Genomic DNA, 18,687 nt, shown 5'->3' with positions numbered 1-18,687 from the left:
TTGATCAGTCTTCAAGGGGGAAAAACCGGTCAACCAGCTCGGCCCCTTCCTGGCCGAGCATACCGGCGTACTGGCTGCGGCTGAACCGCTCCCCCGTGCGCAGGTCATAGATCACCTGCTCGGGTCTGGGGCGCGTAACTTCCATCAGGCGCACATGCATGAACTTGTAATGGATACCGTGGACCTGCCGGATGCTTTCGATCTCGAAATAATGGCCGGGCATGAACAGTGACTCGACTTCCTGTTCATCACCGGAAAACGGCGCGATAGGTGCCGCACCCAGGTATTTACCTGCGGGCAGTTCAAAGACGACTGCGCTGTCGTCAAAGGTGATTTCGCCCACGAAGCCTGCAGATTGCCGGCCGGCCTGGCTGCTGGCGAATACCCGAGCCAGGTAGGGATTTTCGCTGAATGAGGTGATATCAGTATTGACCAGCACGTCACCGCTGTGGATTTTTCCACTGCGATAGGCCAGCCCCGAGGTGCCGCGAGCACTGCTGCCACCGCGATACAGCGTCACATCGTTGTTGCGTCCGATGGCAAGCAGGTCGTTGTCCAGTTGCCAGATCAACCGGGCTTGTTGAGGTGCCTCTGCGACGCCCGTCCGCAGGAATTGATTGAACGCTTCACTTCTGGCGGTATAGATCGGGATACTGCTGCTGACATAGCGCCCGTTCGAAGCCCTGTAAACAGGGTTCACATCGCCCCATGAGTCGATATAGCCCTCGTTCCCGTCACTGTCCGTGCCGATTTCAGCACCCGCTTCGACCTCGCGGATGCTGAGCGCCGCCTCTTGGCGCGCCAGACCCTGCGCTGACAGACGCTCCTCGTCTTGCAAGTTGAATTGCATATAGGTGTCCCAGAAGGGCGAGCGGACAGTTCTGTAATGCGTCAGGGCGGGCATCTGGTTGTCTGCGATCCCGGCAGCACTCGCACGCTCTTCAGGCTGCGCGATCCGGGGCGCGGACCATTCCCAGTCGTTTGAAGCGTTCAAGCGCACCGCACGAGCGTTCCGGGATGCGAATTCAGTGGCGTCGACAACCTCCCAGGTCTGCAACCCTGCGTTATAACGCACGGGATACGGCATTTCGTTGAGGGTGATCCAGGTATCGCCGTTATCCAGTTGTTCGATCCCCCGCATCAACAGCTCGGCCTCTGTAAGGGCGTGCGGCTCCCCGTGCAGCTCAACCATCTCAATGGATTCATGGCTTGGGGTTTGGGGGGCGGCTTGCGAGGTCTCGACGTCCAGCGCCTCTCCCGCCCGCGCCAGCTCGCCCGCCCTGGCGAGACCGGCCAGCATCGGCAGGTTGAAGAGGATGAAAATCGAGTTGCCGATGGCGCCAATCATTCCGGACTTGCGCTGCCGGGCCGTTCGCCCATGGATTGCCTGATCGACGTTCAGTTGCAGACTGGCAAAGCCTGCGCCTATGAGGGTTAGCGCAACGGGCCACGCCAACGGTGCCGCAGGGCCGAACACATGGATGAAGGCATCAAGATAAGCCATCCACATTTGTTTGCGCAGGTCGCCGTTGGAAGTCAGCAGTGCGACCGCGTCATCGTCCATCTCGCGCCTGGCGATATCCCGTAGGTAGACGAACGCATCATCGGCAATGGCAATGTTACGCTGATTGACGACGGGCCGTTGCGGGTCCAGCGGCAACGTGCGCAAGCGCTGTAAAACTCGTTGAAACTCCTGGCCATGCTGCTGCCTGGCCGACTCAGACCGCAGGAACAGTTTCACAAAACGCAGGGTTGATTGTTCATTGACCAGACGGGTTCGTACCCATTGATAGAGCTCATCATCGGAGCTGAATGGGTAAAATGCCGTTTCTTCGCCCGGGATATAAAGGATCTGTCGGCCATCGGCGCGCACCACTCGGATACATTCCGCGCTGACGTGCCCACCGACATCAAAGGTTCGCACCGCAATGCCGGGCCGAGGCATGTGGTTGGCGCGCAGTTTTTCCAGCGTCATCACCGCCGGCACGTCGCCAATGACGGCCTCAGTCAGAAGCTTGAAATCCTGACGGGACAACTTGCCTTTGCCACGTTGCAGGACGGCGGCCGACAGAAACTTCGCTCGGGCCAGAGTGGCGACGGTATCTCCGTGGTCATTCCAGAACAGCAGGCTGCTGGCTTTGAAATGTGCGCTGAAATTCAACGCCCAGAAATCCTCCAGCACGTCCCCCGGCAGTACCGGCACCTCGTTGCGCTCGTCATACGTGCCGTGCTCGGGGCCGTCGGTGTAGAAACCGCCGTACATGTGCAGCTCGTCCGTGGCTTCCTGATCCCTGGCGCTGAAGCGATGCATGACCAGCTCGACGAGGGTAAGGGATTCAATGGGCGTGCCGAAATGATCCCACCCGGTGAACGTCCTGGCGCTGCTTCTGGCGCCGTCAAAACGGTGCCAATACACCTTGGAAGGGTCCATGAACTTGCCGGTGTGCTTGTGCAAGATGGTGCGGGCTTCGGCATAGGCCATGCCGTAGACGTCCGGATAGTCTTCCACCAGACGAAGCGCCTTTTGTTTGAGCGTGAATTCATCGGGCTGATAGGGATAGCCGGAGCGGTTGTGGATGGAAGTGGACATGACTTTTCCTTGCTTGAAAAAGTCATGTACGTGAGCAGGATTTAATCGTTCGTTGCGTTAACTATGTCTGGAGCTGCGAATCATTGAGGAAAAAACAGCTCCAGCACGGCCTTACCTTGAGGGCCGAGCCGGGCGGCGTACTGCTCCCGGTTGAAAGGCTCGCCGGTACGCAAGTCGAAGATCCGCCCCTGGGACTGGGCAGCGCGTTGCATTTGAAGGTGGGTTTGTTTCATCTGCACCTTGATGAATGCGTAATGCTCGCCCACGACTTCCTCAACGCTGTAGATCTGGAAATACGCCCCAGGCTTGAACACTGACTCGGCTTCTTCCCAATCCCCGGAAAACGGCGCTATCGGGGTGGCAGAGTGGTAGGACTTCTTCGGCAGTTCGAAAACCACCGAAGTGTCGTCAAAGGTAATCTGCGCGCCTGCCAGTATGTCGCCTTCAAACAAGTGGGACTGCACCCCGGCCTGACTGCTGGAAAACACCCGCGCCAAGTAAGGATTTTCACTGAATGAGGTGAAATCCGTGTTGACCAGAATGTCCCCCGGCTTGATCTTGCCGGTCCTGAATACCACGCCCGAAGTGCCGCGATGACCGCTGCCGCCGCGATACAGGTCCACATCGTTGTTGCAGCCGATGCTGTCGATATCCTCGGCCAGCTCTTCGATCAGTTGCAACTGTCTTGCCGACTGCGACTCACCTGTGCGCAGGAACGTGTTGAACATCTCGTCGTACTGGGTGTAGTCGGCAACGCGACCGCCGATGTATTCGGTACCGGTCTTGAACAGGCGGTGTTCGTCTCCCCAGGCATCGATCAGCACCCTTTCCCCTTCAGAGTTGGTGGTGATGTATTCGTCCGGATTGCTGGCTGTATCGGAATCGGTATCCGAGTCAGAGTCGCACTCCCGAACGGTTTCATCCACACATGCTTTTTGCCGCTCACGCGCCACCACGGACAGGCGTTCCTCTTCGGCCAGGTCAAATTTCATGTACAGGTCCCAGAACGAAGACTTCGTCGTCACATAAGGCTTGCCGGGCACACTTTCGGCGGACGAGGGACCCGCTGCATCCTGCATCGGCGCACCGCCCTTGAGCTTCGGCGGTTCCAGCAGTTCCCATTCGTCAAGGGCATTGAGCCTCACGGGTCGTGCGCCCTGAAAGGCAAAAGGCTTCAGAGGGTCGACAACGGTCCAGGTGTGCAGCTCCTCGCTGAAAAGCACCCGATAAGGCAGGCCGCGTATTTCAATCCAGGTTTCGCCATTGGAAAGCGCCACAACACCCCGCAAGCGTCCGACCCCTGTTTTCGGCGCGGCATCCTCAAGAATGAGATTGCCGTGCAAGTCCGCCAGGGATGCGTCGTCATCAGCCACAGGCACCCAATCCTCGACTGAAACCACGCCGTCAGCTGCCGCCAGCATCGGCAGGTTGAACGCCACGAAAACCGAGTTGAAAACAGCGCCGAGCACGCCGGCCTTGCGTAGCCCCGGCGTATTGCCATTAACGGCTTGATCGATATTCAAACCGACATTGGCCAGCCCCGCCCCCACCAGCGTGAGCGCGACCGGCCAGCCCAGCGGCGCGGAGGCCCCCAGCACCCGTATGAAGGCGTTCAGATAGCCGATCCACATCTGCTTGCGCAGGCTGGCGTTAGAGGTCAGCAAGCGGGCCTGCGCATGCATGTTCTGCCGGGCCAGATCACGCAAGTGCTCGAACACATCGCCCTTGATAGCCCTGTCGAGTCGATTGAGCACTTTTTGATCAGACCACTCATTGCGTTGCAACTGACCGATCCAACGGTCGAATGCGCCACCCTCCTGATCCTTGGCCGCTTGCGAAGGAAAAAAGTGCAACGTAAAAGCGGTGCGCGACACCTCGGTTGCACAACGCTCCAGAACCCAGGCGCGTAACTGCCCGTCGCTGGAAAATCGCAGAAAAGCCGGCGCTGTGCCGGGCACATAGAGGATCTGCGCACCACTGCCGTCGACAATCCGGACGATGTCGTGGGCCACGTATTCACCGATATCAAAACTGCGCAGGCTGATGCCCGGTTGCGACGCATCCCTTGCCTGCAACAGGCTCAAGGTCATCACCGAGGGCAGCGATACCGCCACGGCATGGATGACGCTTTGATAATCGGCGTCGAGCAACGTGCCGGCGCGCTGAGCCTGCCCGGCTGCCGCCAGGAAATACGCCTTGGTCAGGGTGCGACAGTGTTCGCCGTGGGTGGCCCAGAACCGGTCAACCCTGCGTTGGTAAGCCGCGCCGAAGTCCACGGCCCAGAAGTCCTGCAGAACCACCTGAGGCAGCATGGCCACTTCGTTGCGCTCATCATAAATCCCATGCTGCGGGCCGTCGGTATAGAAGCCGCCATAGACCTGCAACTCATCGGACGCCTCCTGATCCACGGCGCTGAAACGATGCATGACCAGTTCGACAAGGGTCATGGACTCTGTGGGCGTCCCGGAGTGTTCCCAGCCGGTAAACGTTCGGCTGCTGCTGACGGCATCGCTGAACCGATGCCAATGGACGGTGTTCGGGTCAAGACGACGCGTCGTGTGCTTCTTCAGGATTTGCAGTGCGACGGCATAGGCCGTGCCGTGGACATCCGGGTAATCCTCTATGTACCGGCGAGCGATTTTCTTCAGACGCAGCTCATCGCCGAGCGTTGATTTCTCGGCAGGTGCCGGCGGAGCTGGGGTGCCAATCAAGGGCATGACGTTCTTTCCTTGCTTCAAGAGAAGTCATGCACGTGATCAAAAACTGTCGGATGTGAGCGGCTATTTATTTAGTGTTCCGGGATGTTGTAACCTTTTTTGACAGCCAGCCAATTCAACAGGTTAGAATCCTTGGCACGCGGACTGCATGGTCATTTCGCGTCCTTATCTTTTTTATCGTCGTTTTTTGTCTGGAGTACCGCCCTTGGATGCTGCGACCATCAACAGCCTGTTCCTGATCGGCGCGTTGCTGGTAGGGGCAAGCATCCTGGTCAGCTCGTTGTCATCACGCCTTGGCATCCCGATTCTGGTGATCATCCTGGCGGTGGGCATGCTGGCGGGCGTCGATGGCGGCGGCATCATCTTCGACAACTACGCCACGGCGTACCTGGTGGGCAACCTCGCGCTGGCGGTGATCCTCCTGGACGGCGGGCTGCGAACCCGAGTGTCGAGTTTCCGGGTAGCGCTATGGCCTGCCTTGTCGCTGGCAACGGTGGGCGTGCTGATCACCACGGGGCTGACCGGGATGATGGCCGCCTGGCTGTTCAACCTGAACATGATCCAGGGCCTGCTGATCGGTGCCATCGTCGGCTCGACAGACGCCGCCGCCGTGTTTTCGCTGTTGGGCGGCAAGGGCCTGAACGAACGGGTCACCGCCAGCCTGGAGATCGAATCCGGCAGCAATGACCCGATGGCGGTGTTTCTCACCGTGACCCTGATCGGCATGCTCGCCAGCGGTCAGACCGGCCTGGAATGGAGCCTGTTGGGCCACCTGATTCGCGAGTTCGGCATTGGCGGCATCATTGGCCTGGGTGGTGGCTGGCTGATGCTGCAAATGGTCAACCGGATCAATCTGGCAAACGGTCTGTACCCGATTCTGGTCATTGCCGGTGGGCTGGCAGTGTTTGCCTTGACCAACACCATTCACGGCAGCGGCTTTTTGGCCGTTTACCTGTGCGGTCTGGTGATGGGTAACCGGCCGATCCGCAGCCGCCACGGCATTCTGCACATGCTCGACGGCATGGCCTGGCTCGCGCAGATCGGCATGTTCCTGGTGCTGGGTTTGCTGGTCACGCCGCACGACTTGCTGCCGATTGCCGTCCCGGCGCTGGGCCTGGCGCTGTGGATGATTTTCGTGGCGCGACCCTTGTCGGTCATGGTCGGCTTGCTGCCTTTCAAGGCGTTTCACGGGCGTGAAAAAGCGTTTATCGCCTGGGTCGGGTTACGCGGCGCGGTGCCGATCATCCTCGCGGTATTCCCGTTGATGGCCAAATTGCCCAACGCGCAGCTGTATTTCAATCTGGCGTTCTTCATCGTGCTGGTCTCGCTGTTGCTGCAAGGCACCAGCCTGCCGTGGATGGCCAAGCTGCTCAAAGTCACCGTGCCGCCGGAACCCGCACCGATTTCGCGCTCACCGCTGGAAGTTCATCCCACCAGTGAGTGGGAACTGTTCGTTTATCGGCTCGGCTCGGAAAAATGGTGCATCGGCGCGGCCCTGCGTGAACTGAAAATGCCTGAGGGCACGCGTATCGCTGCGTTGTTTCGTGGCCAGCAATTGCTCCATCCGTCTGGCAGCACGACGCTGGAAGTGGGCGACCTGCTCTGCGTGATCGGCCATGAACATAATCTGTCGGCCCTGGGAAAACTGTTCAGCCAGGCACCTCAACGGGGTCTGGACCTGCGTTTCTTTGGCGATTTTGTCCTCGAAGGGGACGCCCAACTGGGTGCGGTGGCGGCCTTGTACGGCCTGAAACTGGAGGGTCTGGACGCGAATATGCCGCTTAGCCAGTTCATCGTGCAGAAAAATCGCGGCGAGCCTGTGGTGGGTGATCAGATTGAATGGAATGGAACTATTTGGACAGTTGCAGTGATGGACGGGAACAAGATCCTCAAGGTCGGCGTCAGATTCCCCGAAGGAAGCCGCCCGGGCCCCGGGTTGTTCCTCTAAACTGCCTTTCTATTCGATCAGCTCGACCGGTGTCTATGTTGCCCTTGCGTACTTTTTTTGCCGCCATCCTGCTCGGCCTGTGCCTTACCTCATTCCCGGTTCTGGCTGCCGATCCGCCCACCCGCGAAGCCGTGCAGCAAAGTCTGGACAAGATCGCCGACCGCAAACTCCCGGACGCCGATCAGAAAGCCTTGCAGCAAGTGCTTGAACAGACCCTGACGTTCCTGGACAACCAGCGCGATGATGAGCAAAAGCTCACCTCGCTCAAGCAGCAACTGACGCAAGCCCCCAGGCAGACCACTGAAAACCAGCGGGAACTGGCACGCCTCAAAGCCAGCAAAGTCGTTCCTGTCGTCCAGCGCTACAACAATCTGGACGTGCCCCAGCTCGAGCAAATGTTGAGCGAGCGCAGCACTCAACTGAGCGATCTGCAAAAAGCCCTGAATGACGCCAGCAGCATGGTCATCACCGCCCAGACCCGACCCGAGCGTGCCCAGGCTGAAATCAGCACCAATCAGGTCCGTGTGCAGCAGATCAACACGATCCTGAAAACCGGCAAGGAAAACGGCAAGACCATCAGCACTGACCAGCGCAATCTGCTCAATGCCGAACTGGGTGCTATCAACGCCCTGGCGGTATTGCGTCGCCAGGAACTGATGGGCAACAGCCAATTGCAGGATCTGGGCAGCAGCCAAAATGACCTGCTGACCGAAAAGGTCGCACGTCAGGAGCAGGAAATTCAGGAACTGCAAACCCTGATCAACGACAAGCGACGCGCCCAGTCACAGCAGACCGTCGCCCAGCAGTCCCTGGCAGCGGAGAAAGCGGGCAGCAGCAGCTTGCTGGCCACCGAAAGTGCCGCCAACCTCAAGCTCTCCGACTATTTGCTGCGTGGCACCGACCGCCTCAATGAGCTGACTCAGCAGAACCTCAAGACCAAGCAACAACTGGATAACCTGACCCAGAGCGATCAGGCGCTGGACGAACAGATCAACGTGCTACGCGGCAGCTTGTTGCTGTCCAAGATCCTCTATAAGCAAAAACAGGCGTTGCCCCACCTGGAACTGGACAAAGGTCTGGCCGACGAAATTGCCGACATTCGCCTGTACCAGTTCGAGGTCAATCAACAGCGCGAACAGATGAGCACCCCGGCGGCCTACGTCGAAAAGCTGCTCGCTACCCAACCGCCTGAAGAGATCACCCCGCAACTGCGCAAAACCCTGCTGGACATGGCGGTGACTCGCAGCGACCTGCTGGAACGCCTGAACCGCGAACTGAGTTCGTTGCTCAACGAATCCATCACCCTCCAGCTCAGTCAGAAGCAACTGGTCAGCACAGCCTTGAGCCTGCGCGAGACGCTGGACGAGCAAATGTTCTGGATTCCCAGCAACAAACCGCTGGATCTGGAATGGTTTCAAGGCATCTGGCCGCGCCTGCAAAAGCAAGTGGCGACCTTGCCGTGGGCTTCAAGCGTCAGCGAACTGAGTGATGGCCTGACCCAGCGCCCATTACTGTTTCTGCCACTGCTGCTGTTGATCGGCGTGCTGATGTGGAGACGCAAGGCGCTCTACGCCAAGCTCACCCGGCTGCACGCTGACATTGGCCATTTCAAACGCGACAGCCAGTGGAAAACGCCGCTGGCCATCCTGCTCAATATTTTGCTGGCCATGCCGCTGACCCTCGCGTTGGCGTTATGCGGTTATGCATTGCAGATCGATGCACGGGGACAGAACGCCAATCTGGGCGCGGCGTTGCTGCAAATCGCTTTGGCGTGGCAGGTGTTCTACACCGCTTACCGGATCCTGGCGCCGGGCGGCGTTGCGCAGCTGCATTTTCGCTGGGAGAAGGCGCAAGTCGAGTTCCTGCAACGCTGGATCCGGCGCCTGGGCCTGGTGGTTCTGGCATTGGTGGCCGTGGTGGCCGTCGCCGAGCATCAACCGGCGTCGCTGGCCGACGATGTGCTGGGCATCGGTGTGGTCCTGACGTGCTATGCACTGATGGCCTTACTTCTCAGTCGTCTGTTGCTGGTCAGCCCGACCCACCACAATGCCTCACTGTTTCGCAAAGCCATGGGCCTGGCGTTCACCGCCCTGCCCGTCGCCCTCTTCGTGGGCGTATGCTTCGGCTATTACTACACCGCCCTGAAACTCAGCGATCGCCTGATTGATACCCTCTACCTGCTGATGTTCTGGCTGGTAATCGAGGCGGCGTTCGTGCGCGGCCTCAGCGTCGCGGCGCGGCGTCTGGCGTATCAACGGGCACTGGCCAAGCGCCAGGCCGCCAAGGAAAGCGGTGATAACGAGATAGCGGTTGAAGAGCCGACGCTGGACATCGAGCAGGTCAACCAGCAATCGCTGCGCCTGGTTCGTCTGGCGCTGCTGGCTGGCTTCGTCTGCGCGCTGTACTGGGTGTGGCACGACCTGATCACCGTGTTTTCGTACCTGGACAACATCACCCTGTACGAATACACCAGCGGCACCGGCGCTACCATGAGCATGGTGCCCATCAGTCTGGGTGACATGATTGGCGCGCTGGTGATCATCGGCATCACGTTTGTGCTGGCGATCAACTTGCCCGGCCTGCTGGAGGTGTTGGTCCTGTCGCGCCTGAATCTGGCGCAGGGCAGTGCTTACGCCACCACAACGCTATTGTCCTACGCCATCGCCGGCATCGGCTTTGTCTCGACCCTGTCAGCACTGGGCGTGAGCTGGGACAAGCTGCAATGGTTGGTCGCGGCGCTGTCGGTGGGCCTGGGGTTCGGCATGCAGGAAATTTTCGCCAACTTCATCTCCGGCATCATGATCCTGTTCGAACGCCCGGTGCGTATCGGCGACACCATCACCATCGGCAACCTGTCGGGCACGGTCAGCAAGATTCGCATTCGTGCCACAACCATTACCGATTTTGATCGCAAGGACATCATTGTTCCGAACAAGACGTTCATCACCGGCCAGTTGATCAACTGGTCGCTGACCGACACCGTGACCCGCGTGACCCTGAAGCTCGGGGTCGATTACGGCTCAGACCTGGAACTGGTGCGTCAACTGCTGCTCAAGGCCGCGCAGGACAACCCACGAGTGCTCAAGGACCCGGCACCCCTCGTCTACTTCCTGAACTTTGGCGAAAGCACCCTGGACCACGAGCTGCGTGTGCACGTGCGCGACCTGGGCGACCGCAACCCGGTGCTGGACGAGATCAACCGCTTCATCAACAGCGAGTTCAAGAAGCAGCACATCAACATTTCGTTCCGGCAGCTGGAAGTCCACCTGAAAAACATCGACGGCCAGGAATACAAGCTGATGCGCGCCGGGAACGAACGGCCACCGTCCGATGAGGCACCCGCACCGACATCGGCACCTCAAACCATGCCGGTCGTCACCACCTCGATAAAACCAGCGTCCAAAGACGCACCTGAGCCACCGGAACTGCGCCTGGACTGACGGACGGGTGGACGCCGCGCGTCTAATCCCAGCAGAATGGTCGGACATTCTGCTGGAGATGGCCCTTGAAAGCCCTCGACGAACTGACCTTCGATAACCGCTTCGCCCGCCTTGGCGATGCGTTCTCCACTTCGGTGCTACCCGAACCCATCGCCGATCCGCGTCTGGTGGTGTCTAGCGATGCGGCATTGGCGCTGCTGGACCTGGCCCCGGCAGACGCTCAATCGCCCGTCTTCGCCGAAATCTTCAGCGGCCAAAAGCTATGGGCCGACGCTGATCCCAGGGCAATGGTGTATTCGGGGCACCAGTTCGGTTCGTACAATCCGCGCCTGGGTGATGGTCGCGGGTTGCTCTTGGGCGAGGTTTACAACGAGGCCGGGGAGCATTGGGACCTGCACCTCAAAGGCGCAGGCCAGACGCCTTATTCGCGCATGGGCGATGGCCGGGCCGTTCTGCGTTCCTCGATCCGCGAGTTTCTCGCCAGCGAAGCACTTCACGCCCTGGGCATTCCCAGCAGCCGCGCCGTCTGCGTGATGGGCTCCAGCACGCCGGTCTGGCGGGAGAAACAGGAACGCGCCGCGATGGTCCTGCGCCTGGCGCCCAGCCATATTCGCTTCGGCAGCTTCGAATATTTCTATTACACCCAGCAGCCGGAACAGCTGAAGCGCCTGGGTGAGCACGTGCTGTCGATGCACTTTCCCCAATGCCTTGAACACGCCGAACCCTATCTGGCGATGTTTCGGGAAATCGTCGAACGCAACGCCGAGCTGATCGCCAAATGGCAAGCCTACGGTTTCTGCCACGGCGTGATGAACACCGACAACATGTCGATTCTGGGCATAACCTTCGACTTCGGACCGTTCGCGTTTCTGGATGATTTCGACCAGAACTTTATCTGCAACCACTCCGATCACGAAGGCCGCTACTCCTTCAGCAATCAGGTACCCATTGCACAGTGGAACCTGAGCGCCCTGGCCCAGGCGCTGACACCCTTCATCAACGTTGAAGCCTTGCGCGAGACACTGGGGTTGTTCCTGCCGCTGTATCAGGCGCACTACCTGGATCTGATGCGCCGACGCCTGGGCCTGACCCGCGCCGAAGACGGTGACGAAAAACTGATCGGTACCCTGCTCACGCTCATGCAGAACAGCGGCGTGGATTACACCCTGTTCTTCCGCCGCCTGGGTGACGATCCTGCCGCCGTGGCGTTGGCATCACTGCGCGACGACTTCGTCGACATCAAAAGCTTCGACGCATGGGGTGAGCAATTGATCGCCCGCAGCGCCCGGGAAGAAACCAGCACCGAACAACAACGCCAGACCCGCATGCACGCCGTCAACCCGCTGTACATCCTGCGCAATTACCTGGCGCAAAACGCCATCGATGCCGCCGAAGACGGCAATTATGACGAAGTCCGCCGTCTGCACAACGTGCTATGCAACCCGTTCACCGAACAAACCGGCATGGCTAGCTACGCGCAACGGCCGCCGGAGTGGGGCAAGCATCTGGAGATAAGCTGCTCGTCTTGAGGGCTGGTGTTTGCGTCGCCACGGGAGGATTTGCCTTGGGTTTTTCGAGCGCATCGGGCGTTGCCGTCTGGGCCTTGGGCACAGGCGTTTGAGCCTTCCTGGGAGGCCGCTGATAACCGGCGAGGACTTCAAACAGATTCGGAAGGTGGTCGTCCTGCCTAGGCGGGCCACCGTCCTGTTCGATGTTGTGCTGTAATCGGGCTTCGTAGCCCTCATCGTATTGGGCCTGCTCGATTGCAGGCAAGCCTCTGTAATGCGCCAGAGCCTCAGTCAGAAACCTGGCGCGTGGGTCGGTGACACTGGTCTCCAGGCTTCCCTGAGCGATAGCCTTGAACCGCCAATCGGACTCGATCTTCTGCACATCCCCCCACGCCACTCTCCGCTCATTCACCGTATACGGCCCTTTGTCGTCATAGGCGATCAATACAAGTTGCTCCCGAGACAAACCGGAAAAAGGGCTTTTACCCCCTTGATTGCCGGATAAGCTCTGCGTCAGAAACTGCGTGGCATGCCTGGCGCGATTCAACAGACCGGGATCGTCGGTCTTGGGGACTTCGCGGTTATGAATAGTCTGGTTCGCCTCGTAGTTATCCACCAGCGTAACCAGCACTCGCTTTGCCTCGGCCCCCAGCTCACTGCGACTGAGGGTTTTAGCCCGGGTTTCTGCACGAACGGCACTCTCGCCCAATTGGCGGGATAAGGAAGACATGCTCGCCTTATCTGAATGTAATCCCACCGTGCCCGCCAGATTGCCGGGCGGCCCCACTAATAAAGTTCCTTGCGAGGATTTCGTGGATTTTGAAACGACAGGCACTTGGGTATTCGGGATGATCGTAAGCATTGGCAATGCCTTTTAATTAAAAAGAGAAAGACCGACAACCGTGTTTTTTAGTGTTATGAGGCGTCTTTCGTCGCGGACGTAGTGCTGGCTGAAACATTAACAGCAGAAGTTTTAACCGGGCTTTCCTTGGGTTGATCCGCCGGGTTTGCCGTGACACCGGACAGACCTCCGGGCTTTTCCTTGAAGTGCTTGATCTTGGCGAGAATCTCGAAAAGAGTCAGGATTCGAAACTTCTTTTTCTGGGTGGAGTCAGGGTTGCTCTCCTCTTTTATTATTGCCAGCGTTCGTTGTTCATAGTCTTCCGGGTATCGGGATTGCTCAATGGTTGGCAGCGTTTTGTAATGATTGAGCACTGCCGTATAAAATCCGGGCGTTCTTCCGTCATTGGCCGCCGACTCCAACTCTGCCGGCCCCCATAGCGTGCGATTCCAACGGGTCTCCATATCACTCACCCCATAATAGGCTGCCCGTCTTTCATTGATCGTGTAGGGACCCTTTTCGTCATAGGCAATCAGGTTCAGCTGTTCACGGGACAGTCCCGCAAAAGGATTTTCCAGTCGGTGATCACGCTTGTCCGTGCGGATGATATAAAGCGTTGCTTGCCTGGCCCGCTCCAATAACTCAGGATCGTTTGTATCAGGCACCTCACTGTTATGCAGTTCCTTGTTAACCTGATAGTGATGACCAAAGATTTGACTCAAGAGTCGGTCTGCTTCGACGCGCAGTTGTGGTCGGTCCAGAGTACTGTCCCGGGCATCCGCACGCAGGGCGCTGTCAGCGAGCTGACGAGAGAGTGTCGATAATGTCGGGCTGCTTGAAGGGGCTTGCTGCGGGACGGGTGCGGTGGGAACACCCTTCAGTTTCACCGGGGCAACCGTGGGTGCCGGTAAGCTGCCAGAAATACGATTAATCATGGATTAGACCCCTATAGTTGAAACATGGAAGCCTGAATAGCCGATGACTGAAGTTGCAATTAGCAGTAAACGGCTATCCAGTGAGTTCATTTGCGGGATCACCTCATCGTGAACTCAACCGCCCAATCGTGAGTCGCCATATTCGCGGAAGTGATGTTTACATCACACCGGGCACCCCCACTGGCCTGCGCGCTTTTATTCCACTTCGGGGCTTTTCCACTTCGACCTGGAAGGTTGAGATAGCTGGTTTTAAACTTGCAGATTTTCGGCCCCATCGTGTACTGAAATACGACAGACGTAACGTCCGGGGACTGGGACCCTTTTACCCGATATACATCCAACTCCCCAGATTTAACGCCAGGATCAGGTTTTGGATTAGCTTCGGCATAACTGAAAGCGCTGCTGCCAACCACATCGTAAACGGCCTCCATATTTCCAGTATTTTTAAAGGTAATCGTAACTTCTGGCCCCGCCTGTGCAATGCCTGCCCCCGTCAACAGCGCAGTGGCGATGGCCACCTTCAACAGTTTTTTGTCATTCATCTCTGGACACCTTTCAAATATGTAAAACAATGAAAAAACGGTACCCAAACCAATAAGCGCTGACAACTATCCGAACGGATAGTTTTTTACACCACCCCCGTATTTACCGGGCGACGCATGATAAAAACAACTGAATTTCAGACAGTGGCCTTTTAAGCGTAAGAAGACGCCTACAAGAATTAGTTAACCTGCAGAAAAAACGACTTATTTAAAGCAATAACCATGTACTAAATAACACCATCACCGGAACAGCGAATCGTTCTACCAAAGCTTTATCTGCCTGACACGCGCTGTTCGCGCATCAAATACCGTCGACAGGGCGGTACACTCGCAGCACCTGAACCCGATTCCTCTGGAGCCGTCATGTCCGAGCCAATGATGATCCCTTGCCCCCACTGCAACGGGCTGAACCGCATCCCTGCCGAGCGCCTGGGCGACCAGCCCAAGTGCGGGCGCTGCAAGCAGCCGGTGTTGCTGAGCAAGCCGTTCAACCTGACGCAGGGCGATTACGCCAGTCAGATCAAGGGCGATCTGCCGTTACTGGTGGACGTGTGGGCTGAGTGGTGTGGGCCGTGCAAATCGTTCGCGCCCGTCTTTGAACAGGCGGCGGCTCAGTTGTCCGGGCGCTGCCGTCTGGCCAAGCTGGACAGCGAAGCCAACCCACAGCTTTCGGCGCAACTGGGCATTCGTTCGATTCCCAGCCTGATCCTGTTCAGGAATGGCCAGGAAGTGGCCCGGCAAAGCGGTGCCTTCCCCTTGCAGCAGTTGCTTGCCTGGCTAAAAAGCCAAGGAATTTGAACCTGCACGAAGGATATTTGCCAATCCGTTGTGACAGTTTGCCGAACTTGTCGTAGGACGTGTCCGAAAAGCATTTCTGACACCCCTGACACGCTTTTTTCGACCTAGCATTTGCATTCCAGCCAGCGACGAGAGAAGTAAACGCCATGCCATACATAGTCAGGGAAGGCGATCCAACCACCAACGGCGGTTTTGTCCTGAGCGCGTCCGCCACGGAATTGATGGAGCTGCGCCGGTTTGCCCGCATGGGTGATCCGGTCTGGTGCTCAGCGTGCGCAAGCGTCGGGTATATCGCCGAGGGCAATCCCACCTACATCGACGAACTCATCGCCGTCGCCACTCATGGGCACCTGGTCCACTGCGGGTGCAAACCCGGGACCAACACGCTCATCGCCTCCCAGCAAGTCATCCAGGCAGACATGGACGCGGCCATCGCGATCCCTGCCGACCTCGCCGAGCAAGCCAAATCCCAAGCCGACCGGATAAACCGCTCAATCAAGGACGGAACGATGCGCTGCCATTTGTTTGCGCCGATTCCGGATACGCTGTGAACTCAGTGGCATGCAAATGCTCGCGATGGCGTCAGGCATTCGTCTCAAGCAGCGTGTGCAGCTCCACAAACTGCTGGGTCAGCTTATGCCGCGGGTCGAGGTAGATAAGCGGCATGCTGGCCTGATGGGACTCACGCATTTTTACCGATGAGTTCAGGTAGACCGGCAAAACCGGCAGGCCTTCGGCGATCATTTCATCCAGAATCTGCTGGGGCAGACTCGCTCTGGGCTGGAACTGATTGACGATGATCCCTTCCACCATCAGCTTTTCGTTGTGATCTTCTTTCAACTCTTCGACTTCCTTGATCAGGCCGTACAGGGCCTGACGGGAAAAACTGTCGCAGTCAAACGGGATCAGCACGCGATCAGCCGCAATAAGCGCTGAAACCGCATAGAAATTCAGCGCGGGCGGCGTATCCAGGTAAATCCGTTCGTAATCCCCATCCAGTTCATCGAGCAGCTTCCGGAGCTTGTTGATCTTGTGCTTGGCTTCCAGCTTGGGCTGCAGATCAGCCAATTCGGCGGTGGCTGTCACCACATGCAGGTTATCGAAGGGCGTCTCGTAGATGTCGACCTGATTTTTTTTGGCGAAAGGCCCGGAAGAAAGGGTCTGCTTGAAGAAGTCAGCGATCCCCATGGGGATGTCGTCGCCCGTGAGGCCGGTCAGGTATTGGGTAGAGTTCGCCTGGGCATCAAGATCGACCAGAAGCGTCCGATAACCCTGATGTGCGCTGACCGCTGCCAGATTGCAAGCAATGCTGGACTTGCCAACGCCGCCCTTCTGATTGAATACCACCCGACGCATGGACGGACCTCCTTATAGATATGAGACAAACCGATGAATGGGACGAGTCTATGCAATGCATGTGACCAGAGCGAGTACTTCGCCACTTCAGACACGTGAATACGACAAAAGCCGCAGTTCATATGGATATTTCTTACTTTACAAATTGCTACTGACCACCATCACCCCGGATAATGCCAGCCATTCGGCGGGTGCCGCACGCAGTCGGCAATATCCCTGGTAGTACCGCAGCAAGAAGTAGCCCGCAGGGGCGGGAAGAGAATCATTGATCACGTTCAACATCGCGCAATGGCGCGCCTGGGCCCCTGGCCTGGCGGACGTCAACCAGTGGCAGCAGTGGAGCCGGCAACCGACGCTATTACACGGCAGCGATGAGGCTCCGGACGTGTCGTTCCTGCCCGCCATGCAGCGCAGGCGGCTGGGACGTATGGCTCGCATGGCATTTGCGGTGGGCTGGCCGCTGGCTGAAGGTCATGAGCGCTTGCCGCTGGTTTTCGTTTCCCGTCACGGCGAAACACCTCGCACGTTCGAAATCCTCTGTGATGTGGCCACTCAACAGCCGCTGTCCCCCACCCAATTCAGCTTGTCGGTGCACAACTCGGTGATTGGTCTCTGGTCGATCATGCGCGGCGAAACCAGCGAAATGACAGCACTGGCCGCCACGGGCGATGGCCTGGAGCACGGCGTGTTCGAAGCCGCCGCGCTGCTGGCCGAGGGCGCGCCGGCCGTATTGCTGGTGGTGACCGAGGAGCAACCGCCACAAGCCTATGCAGACTGGATCGACGACGTGCCGTTCCCCTACGCGGTGGGCCTGTTGCTGACCCAGGGTGACGAATGGCAGCTGTCATTGAGTGCCAATCACGCCGAGCTTCCCGCCACCCGATGGCCTCACGCCCTGAATCTGCTGTGCGCCCTTAATACCGCTCAGGCAGCCTGCCAACATCCCTGGAAAAACCGGTTATGGAATTGGCAACGCAGCCGCTGAATAAAGGCCGCGACGCCTATTACTGGCGTCTACTGGCCACGGCAATGTCCTTTGCTCTGTTCGGGGTGGGCGGGCTGTGCCTGCGTTTGGTGGTTTTCCCCTTCCTGAGCTGGCTGCCGGGTGATGCGCAGACCCACAGGCGTCGGGCCAGACGCACCATCAGCTGGCTGTTCTGGCTGTTCATTCGCATCATGGCCCGGCTCGGCGTCCTGACGTATGACGTTCAGGGCGCGCAAGGGCTGGGGCGTCCAGGCCAGATGATCATTGCCAATCACCCGTCGCTGATCGACGTGGTGTTTCTGATCGGCCTGGTTCGCGACACCAACTGCGTGGTCAAACGCAGCCTCTGGAAAAACCCGTTTACCTGTGGCCCGGTGTGCGCCACCGAATACATCAGCAACGACGGCAATGTCGACATGCTGGACAACGCCGCCGACGTCCTGCGCGCTGGCCAGACGCTGATCATCTTTCCGGAAGGCACCCGCACCCAGCCGGGGCAAGCACCCGAGTTTCATCGCGGCGCAGCGTCCATCGCCCTGCGTGGGGCCCGCGTGATCACCCCGGTGGTCATCCAGGTCAACCCGACCACCTTGACCAAGGCCGAGCCCTGGTACCGAATCCCCCAGCGTCGCGTGCATTTCAGCCTGCGCGTCGGACCCGATATAGACCCACAAGCCTTTGCTGCGCTTGGGCCGGCGCCTGTCGCCTCGCGCAAGCTTAACGATTACCTGCATCACTATTTCATGAAGGAGCTCGCCGCAGATGAGCGATCTACACCGGGACATTAAGCAACTGATCATCGACGCACTGGGTCTTGAGGACATCAGCACCCAGGACATCGGCAACGATCAGATCCTGTTCGGCGAAGGCCTTGGACTGGATTCTGTCGACGCCCTGGAGCTGGGTCTGGCTATACAGAAGCGCTACGGCATCAAGATAGATGCCGACGCCAAGGACACCCGCAATCATTTCACCAGCGTGGACAGCCTTGCGGCGTTCGTCAGCGCCAGACACGTGGCCTGAGGGA

General features: G+C 58.5%; 14 protein-coding genes. 8 read left to right on the top strand and 6 right to left on the bottom strand.

The features are described from left to right. Positions 1 to 4 precede the first annotated feature (4 nt). Both ACP7B0_RS15775 and ACP7B0_RS15770 read right to left on the bottom strand, forming a co-directional pair. Positions 5 to 2,590, bottom strand: coding sequence for a dermonecrotic toxin domain-containing protein (locus ACP7B0_RS15775; RefSeq protein WP_426142335.1), 2,586 nt, complete (start codon positions 2,588 to 2,590; stop codon positions 5 to 7). Positions 2,591 to 2,670: 80 nt separating this feature from the next. Beyond that, positions 2,671 to 5,307, bottom strand: a complete 2,637-nt coding sequence (locus tag ACP7B0_RS15770) for a dermonecrotic toxin domain-containing protein (RefSeq protein WP_426142334.1) — start codon at positions 5,305 to 5,307, stop codon at positions 2,671 to 2,673. Between the two features lie 205 nt (positions 5,308 to 5,512). Between ACP7B0_RS15770 and ACP7B0_RS15765 the strand changes: the two genes are divergently transcribed. The 3 genes from ACP7B0_RS15765 (at position 5,513) to selO (ending at position 12,224) form a co-directional block, all read left to right on the top strand. Further along, positions 5,513 to 7,255, top strand: coding sequence for a potassium/proton antiporter (locus tag ACP7B0_RS15765; RefSeq protein WP_426142333.1), 1,743 nt, complete (start codon positions 5,513 to 5,515; stop codon positions 7,253 to 7,255). Between the two features lie 35 nt (positions 7,256 to 7,290). Then, complete coding sequence (gene mscK, locus ACP7B0_RS15760; RefSeq protein WP_426142332.1) at positions 7,291 to 10,695, top strand: mechanosensitive channel MscK; 3,405 nt, start codon at positions 7,291 to 7,293, stop codon at positions 10,693 to 10,695. A gap of 65 nt (positions 10,696 to 10,760) precedes the next feature. Continuing rightward, a complete protein-coding gene (gene selO / locus ACP7B0_RS15755) occupies positions 10,761 to 12,224 on the top strand; it encodes a protein adenylyltransferase SelO (protein ID WP_426142331.1) in 1,464 nt (487 codons plus the stop codon). On the opposite strand, the gene ACP7B0_RS15750 is transcribed toward selO, so the two are convergent. The 3 genes from ACP7B0_RS15750 to ACP7B0_RS15740 form a co-directional block, all read right to left on the bottom strand. Continuing rightward, positions 12,163 to 13,065, bottom strand: a complete 903-nt coding sequence (locus ACP7B0_RS15750; protein ID WP_426142330.1) for a hypothetical protein — start codon at positions 13,063 to 13,065, stop codon at positions 12,163 to 12,165. The genes selO and ACP7B0_RS15750 overlap by 62 nt on opposite strands. 53 nt (positions 13,066 to 13,118) lie before the next feature. After that, entirely contained in the window at positions 13,119 to 13,979 is an 861-nt protein-coding gene (locus tag ACP7B0_RS15745) for a hypothetical protein (protein ID WP_426142329.1), read from the bottom strand. Positions 13,980 to 14,077: 98 nt separating this feature from the next. After that, the gene (locus tag ACP7B0_RS15740) at positions 14,078 to 14,521 is read right to left on the bottom strand and encodes a hypothetical protein (protein WP_426142328.1); all 444 of its coding nucleotides are present in this window, start codon (positions 14,519 to 14,521) and stop codon (positions 14,078 to 14,080) included. Between the two features lie 363 nt (positions 14,522 to 14,884). On the opposite strand from ACP7B0_RS15740, the gene trxC reads away from it, so the two are divergent. Together trxC and ACP7B0_RS15730 are read left to right on the top strand one after the other, a co-directional pair. Beyond that, positions 14,885 to 15,319 (top strand): thioredoxin TrxC, encoded by a 435-nt coding sequence (gene trxC, locus ACP7B0_RS15735; RefSeq protein WP_426142327.1) that lies wholly within the window; start codon positions 14,885 to 14,887, stop codon positions 15,317 to 15,319. A 146-nt stretch (positions 15,320 to 15,465) separates the two neighbouring features. Continuing rightward, complete coding sequence (locus ACP7B0_RS15730; protein ID WP_426142326.1) at positions 15,466 to 15,870, top strand: PAAR domain-containing protein; 405 nt, start codon at positions 15,466 to 15,468, stop codon at positions 15,868 to 15,870. A 31-nt stretch (positions 15,871 to 15,901) separates the two neighbouring features. Here the strand turns inward: ACP7B0_RS15730 and ACP7B0_RS15725 are convergent, their stop codons facing one another. Beyond that, positions 15,902 to 16,675 carry a ParA family protein gene (locus ACP7B0_RS15725; RefSeq protein ID WP_426142325.1) on the bottom strand — a complete coding sequence of 258 codons (774 nt, stop codon included), beginning with the start codon at positions 16,673 to 16,675 and terminating at the stop codon, positions 15,902 to 15,904. 265 nt (positions 16,676 to 16,940) lie between these two features. Between ACP7B0_RS15725 and ACP7B0_RS15720 the strand changes: the two genes are divergently transcribed. The 3 genes from ACP7B0_RS15720 to ACP7B0_RS15710 are packed head-to-tail and all read left to right on the top strand — an operon-like array spanning position 16,941 to position 18,683. After that, on the top strand, positions 16,941 to 17,660 hold the full coding sequence (locus ACP7B0_RS15720; protein ID WP_426142324.1) for a beta-ketoacyl synthase chain length factor: 720 nt from the start codon (positions 16,941 to 16,943) through the stop codon (positions 17,658 to 17,660). Beyond that, positions 17,636 to 18,448: a lysophospholipid acyltransferase family protein gene (locus ACP7B0_RS15715; protein ID WP_426142323.1), complete on the top strand. Its 813-nt coding sequence runs from the start codon at positions 17,636 to 17,638 to the stop codon at positions 18,446 to 18,448. Before ACP7B0_RS15720 ends, ACP7B0_RS15715 begins: the two co-directional genes overlap by 25 nt. Next, entirely contained in the window at positions 18,423 to 18,683 is a 261-nt protein-coding gene (locus ACP7B0_RS15710) for a phosphopantetheine-binding protein (protein WP_426142322.1), read from the top strand. Before ACP7B0_RS15715 ends, ACP7B0_RS15710 begins: the two co-directional genes overlap by 26 nt. Positions 18,684 to 18,687: the final 4 nt, after the last annotated feature.

This window comes from Pseudomonas sp. DWP3-1-2, assembly GCF_049896285.1.
In the GTDB taxonomy this organism is placed as follows: domain Bacteria; phylum Pseudomonadota; class Gammaproteobacteria; order Pseudomonadales; family Pseudomonadaceae; genus Aquipseudomonas.
Note: the sequence above shows the minus strand (reverse complement) of the source record. Positions and strands in the feature narration are given on the sequence as shown.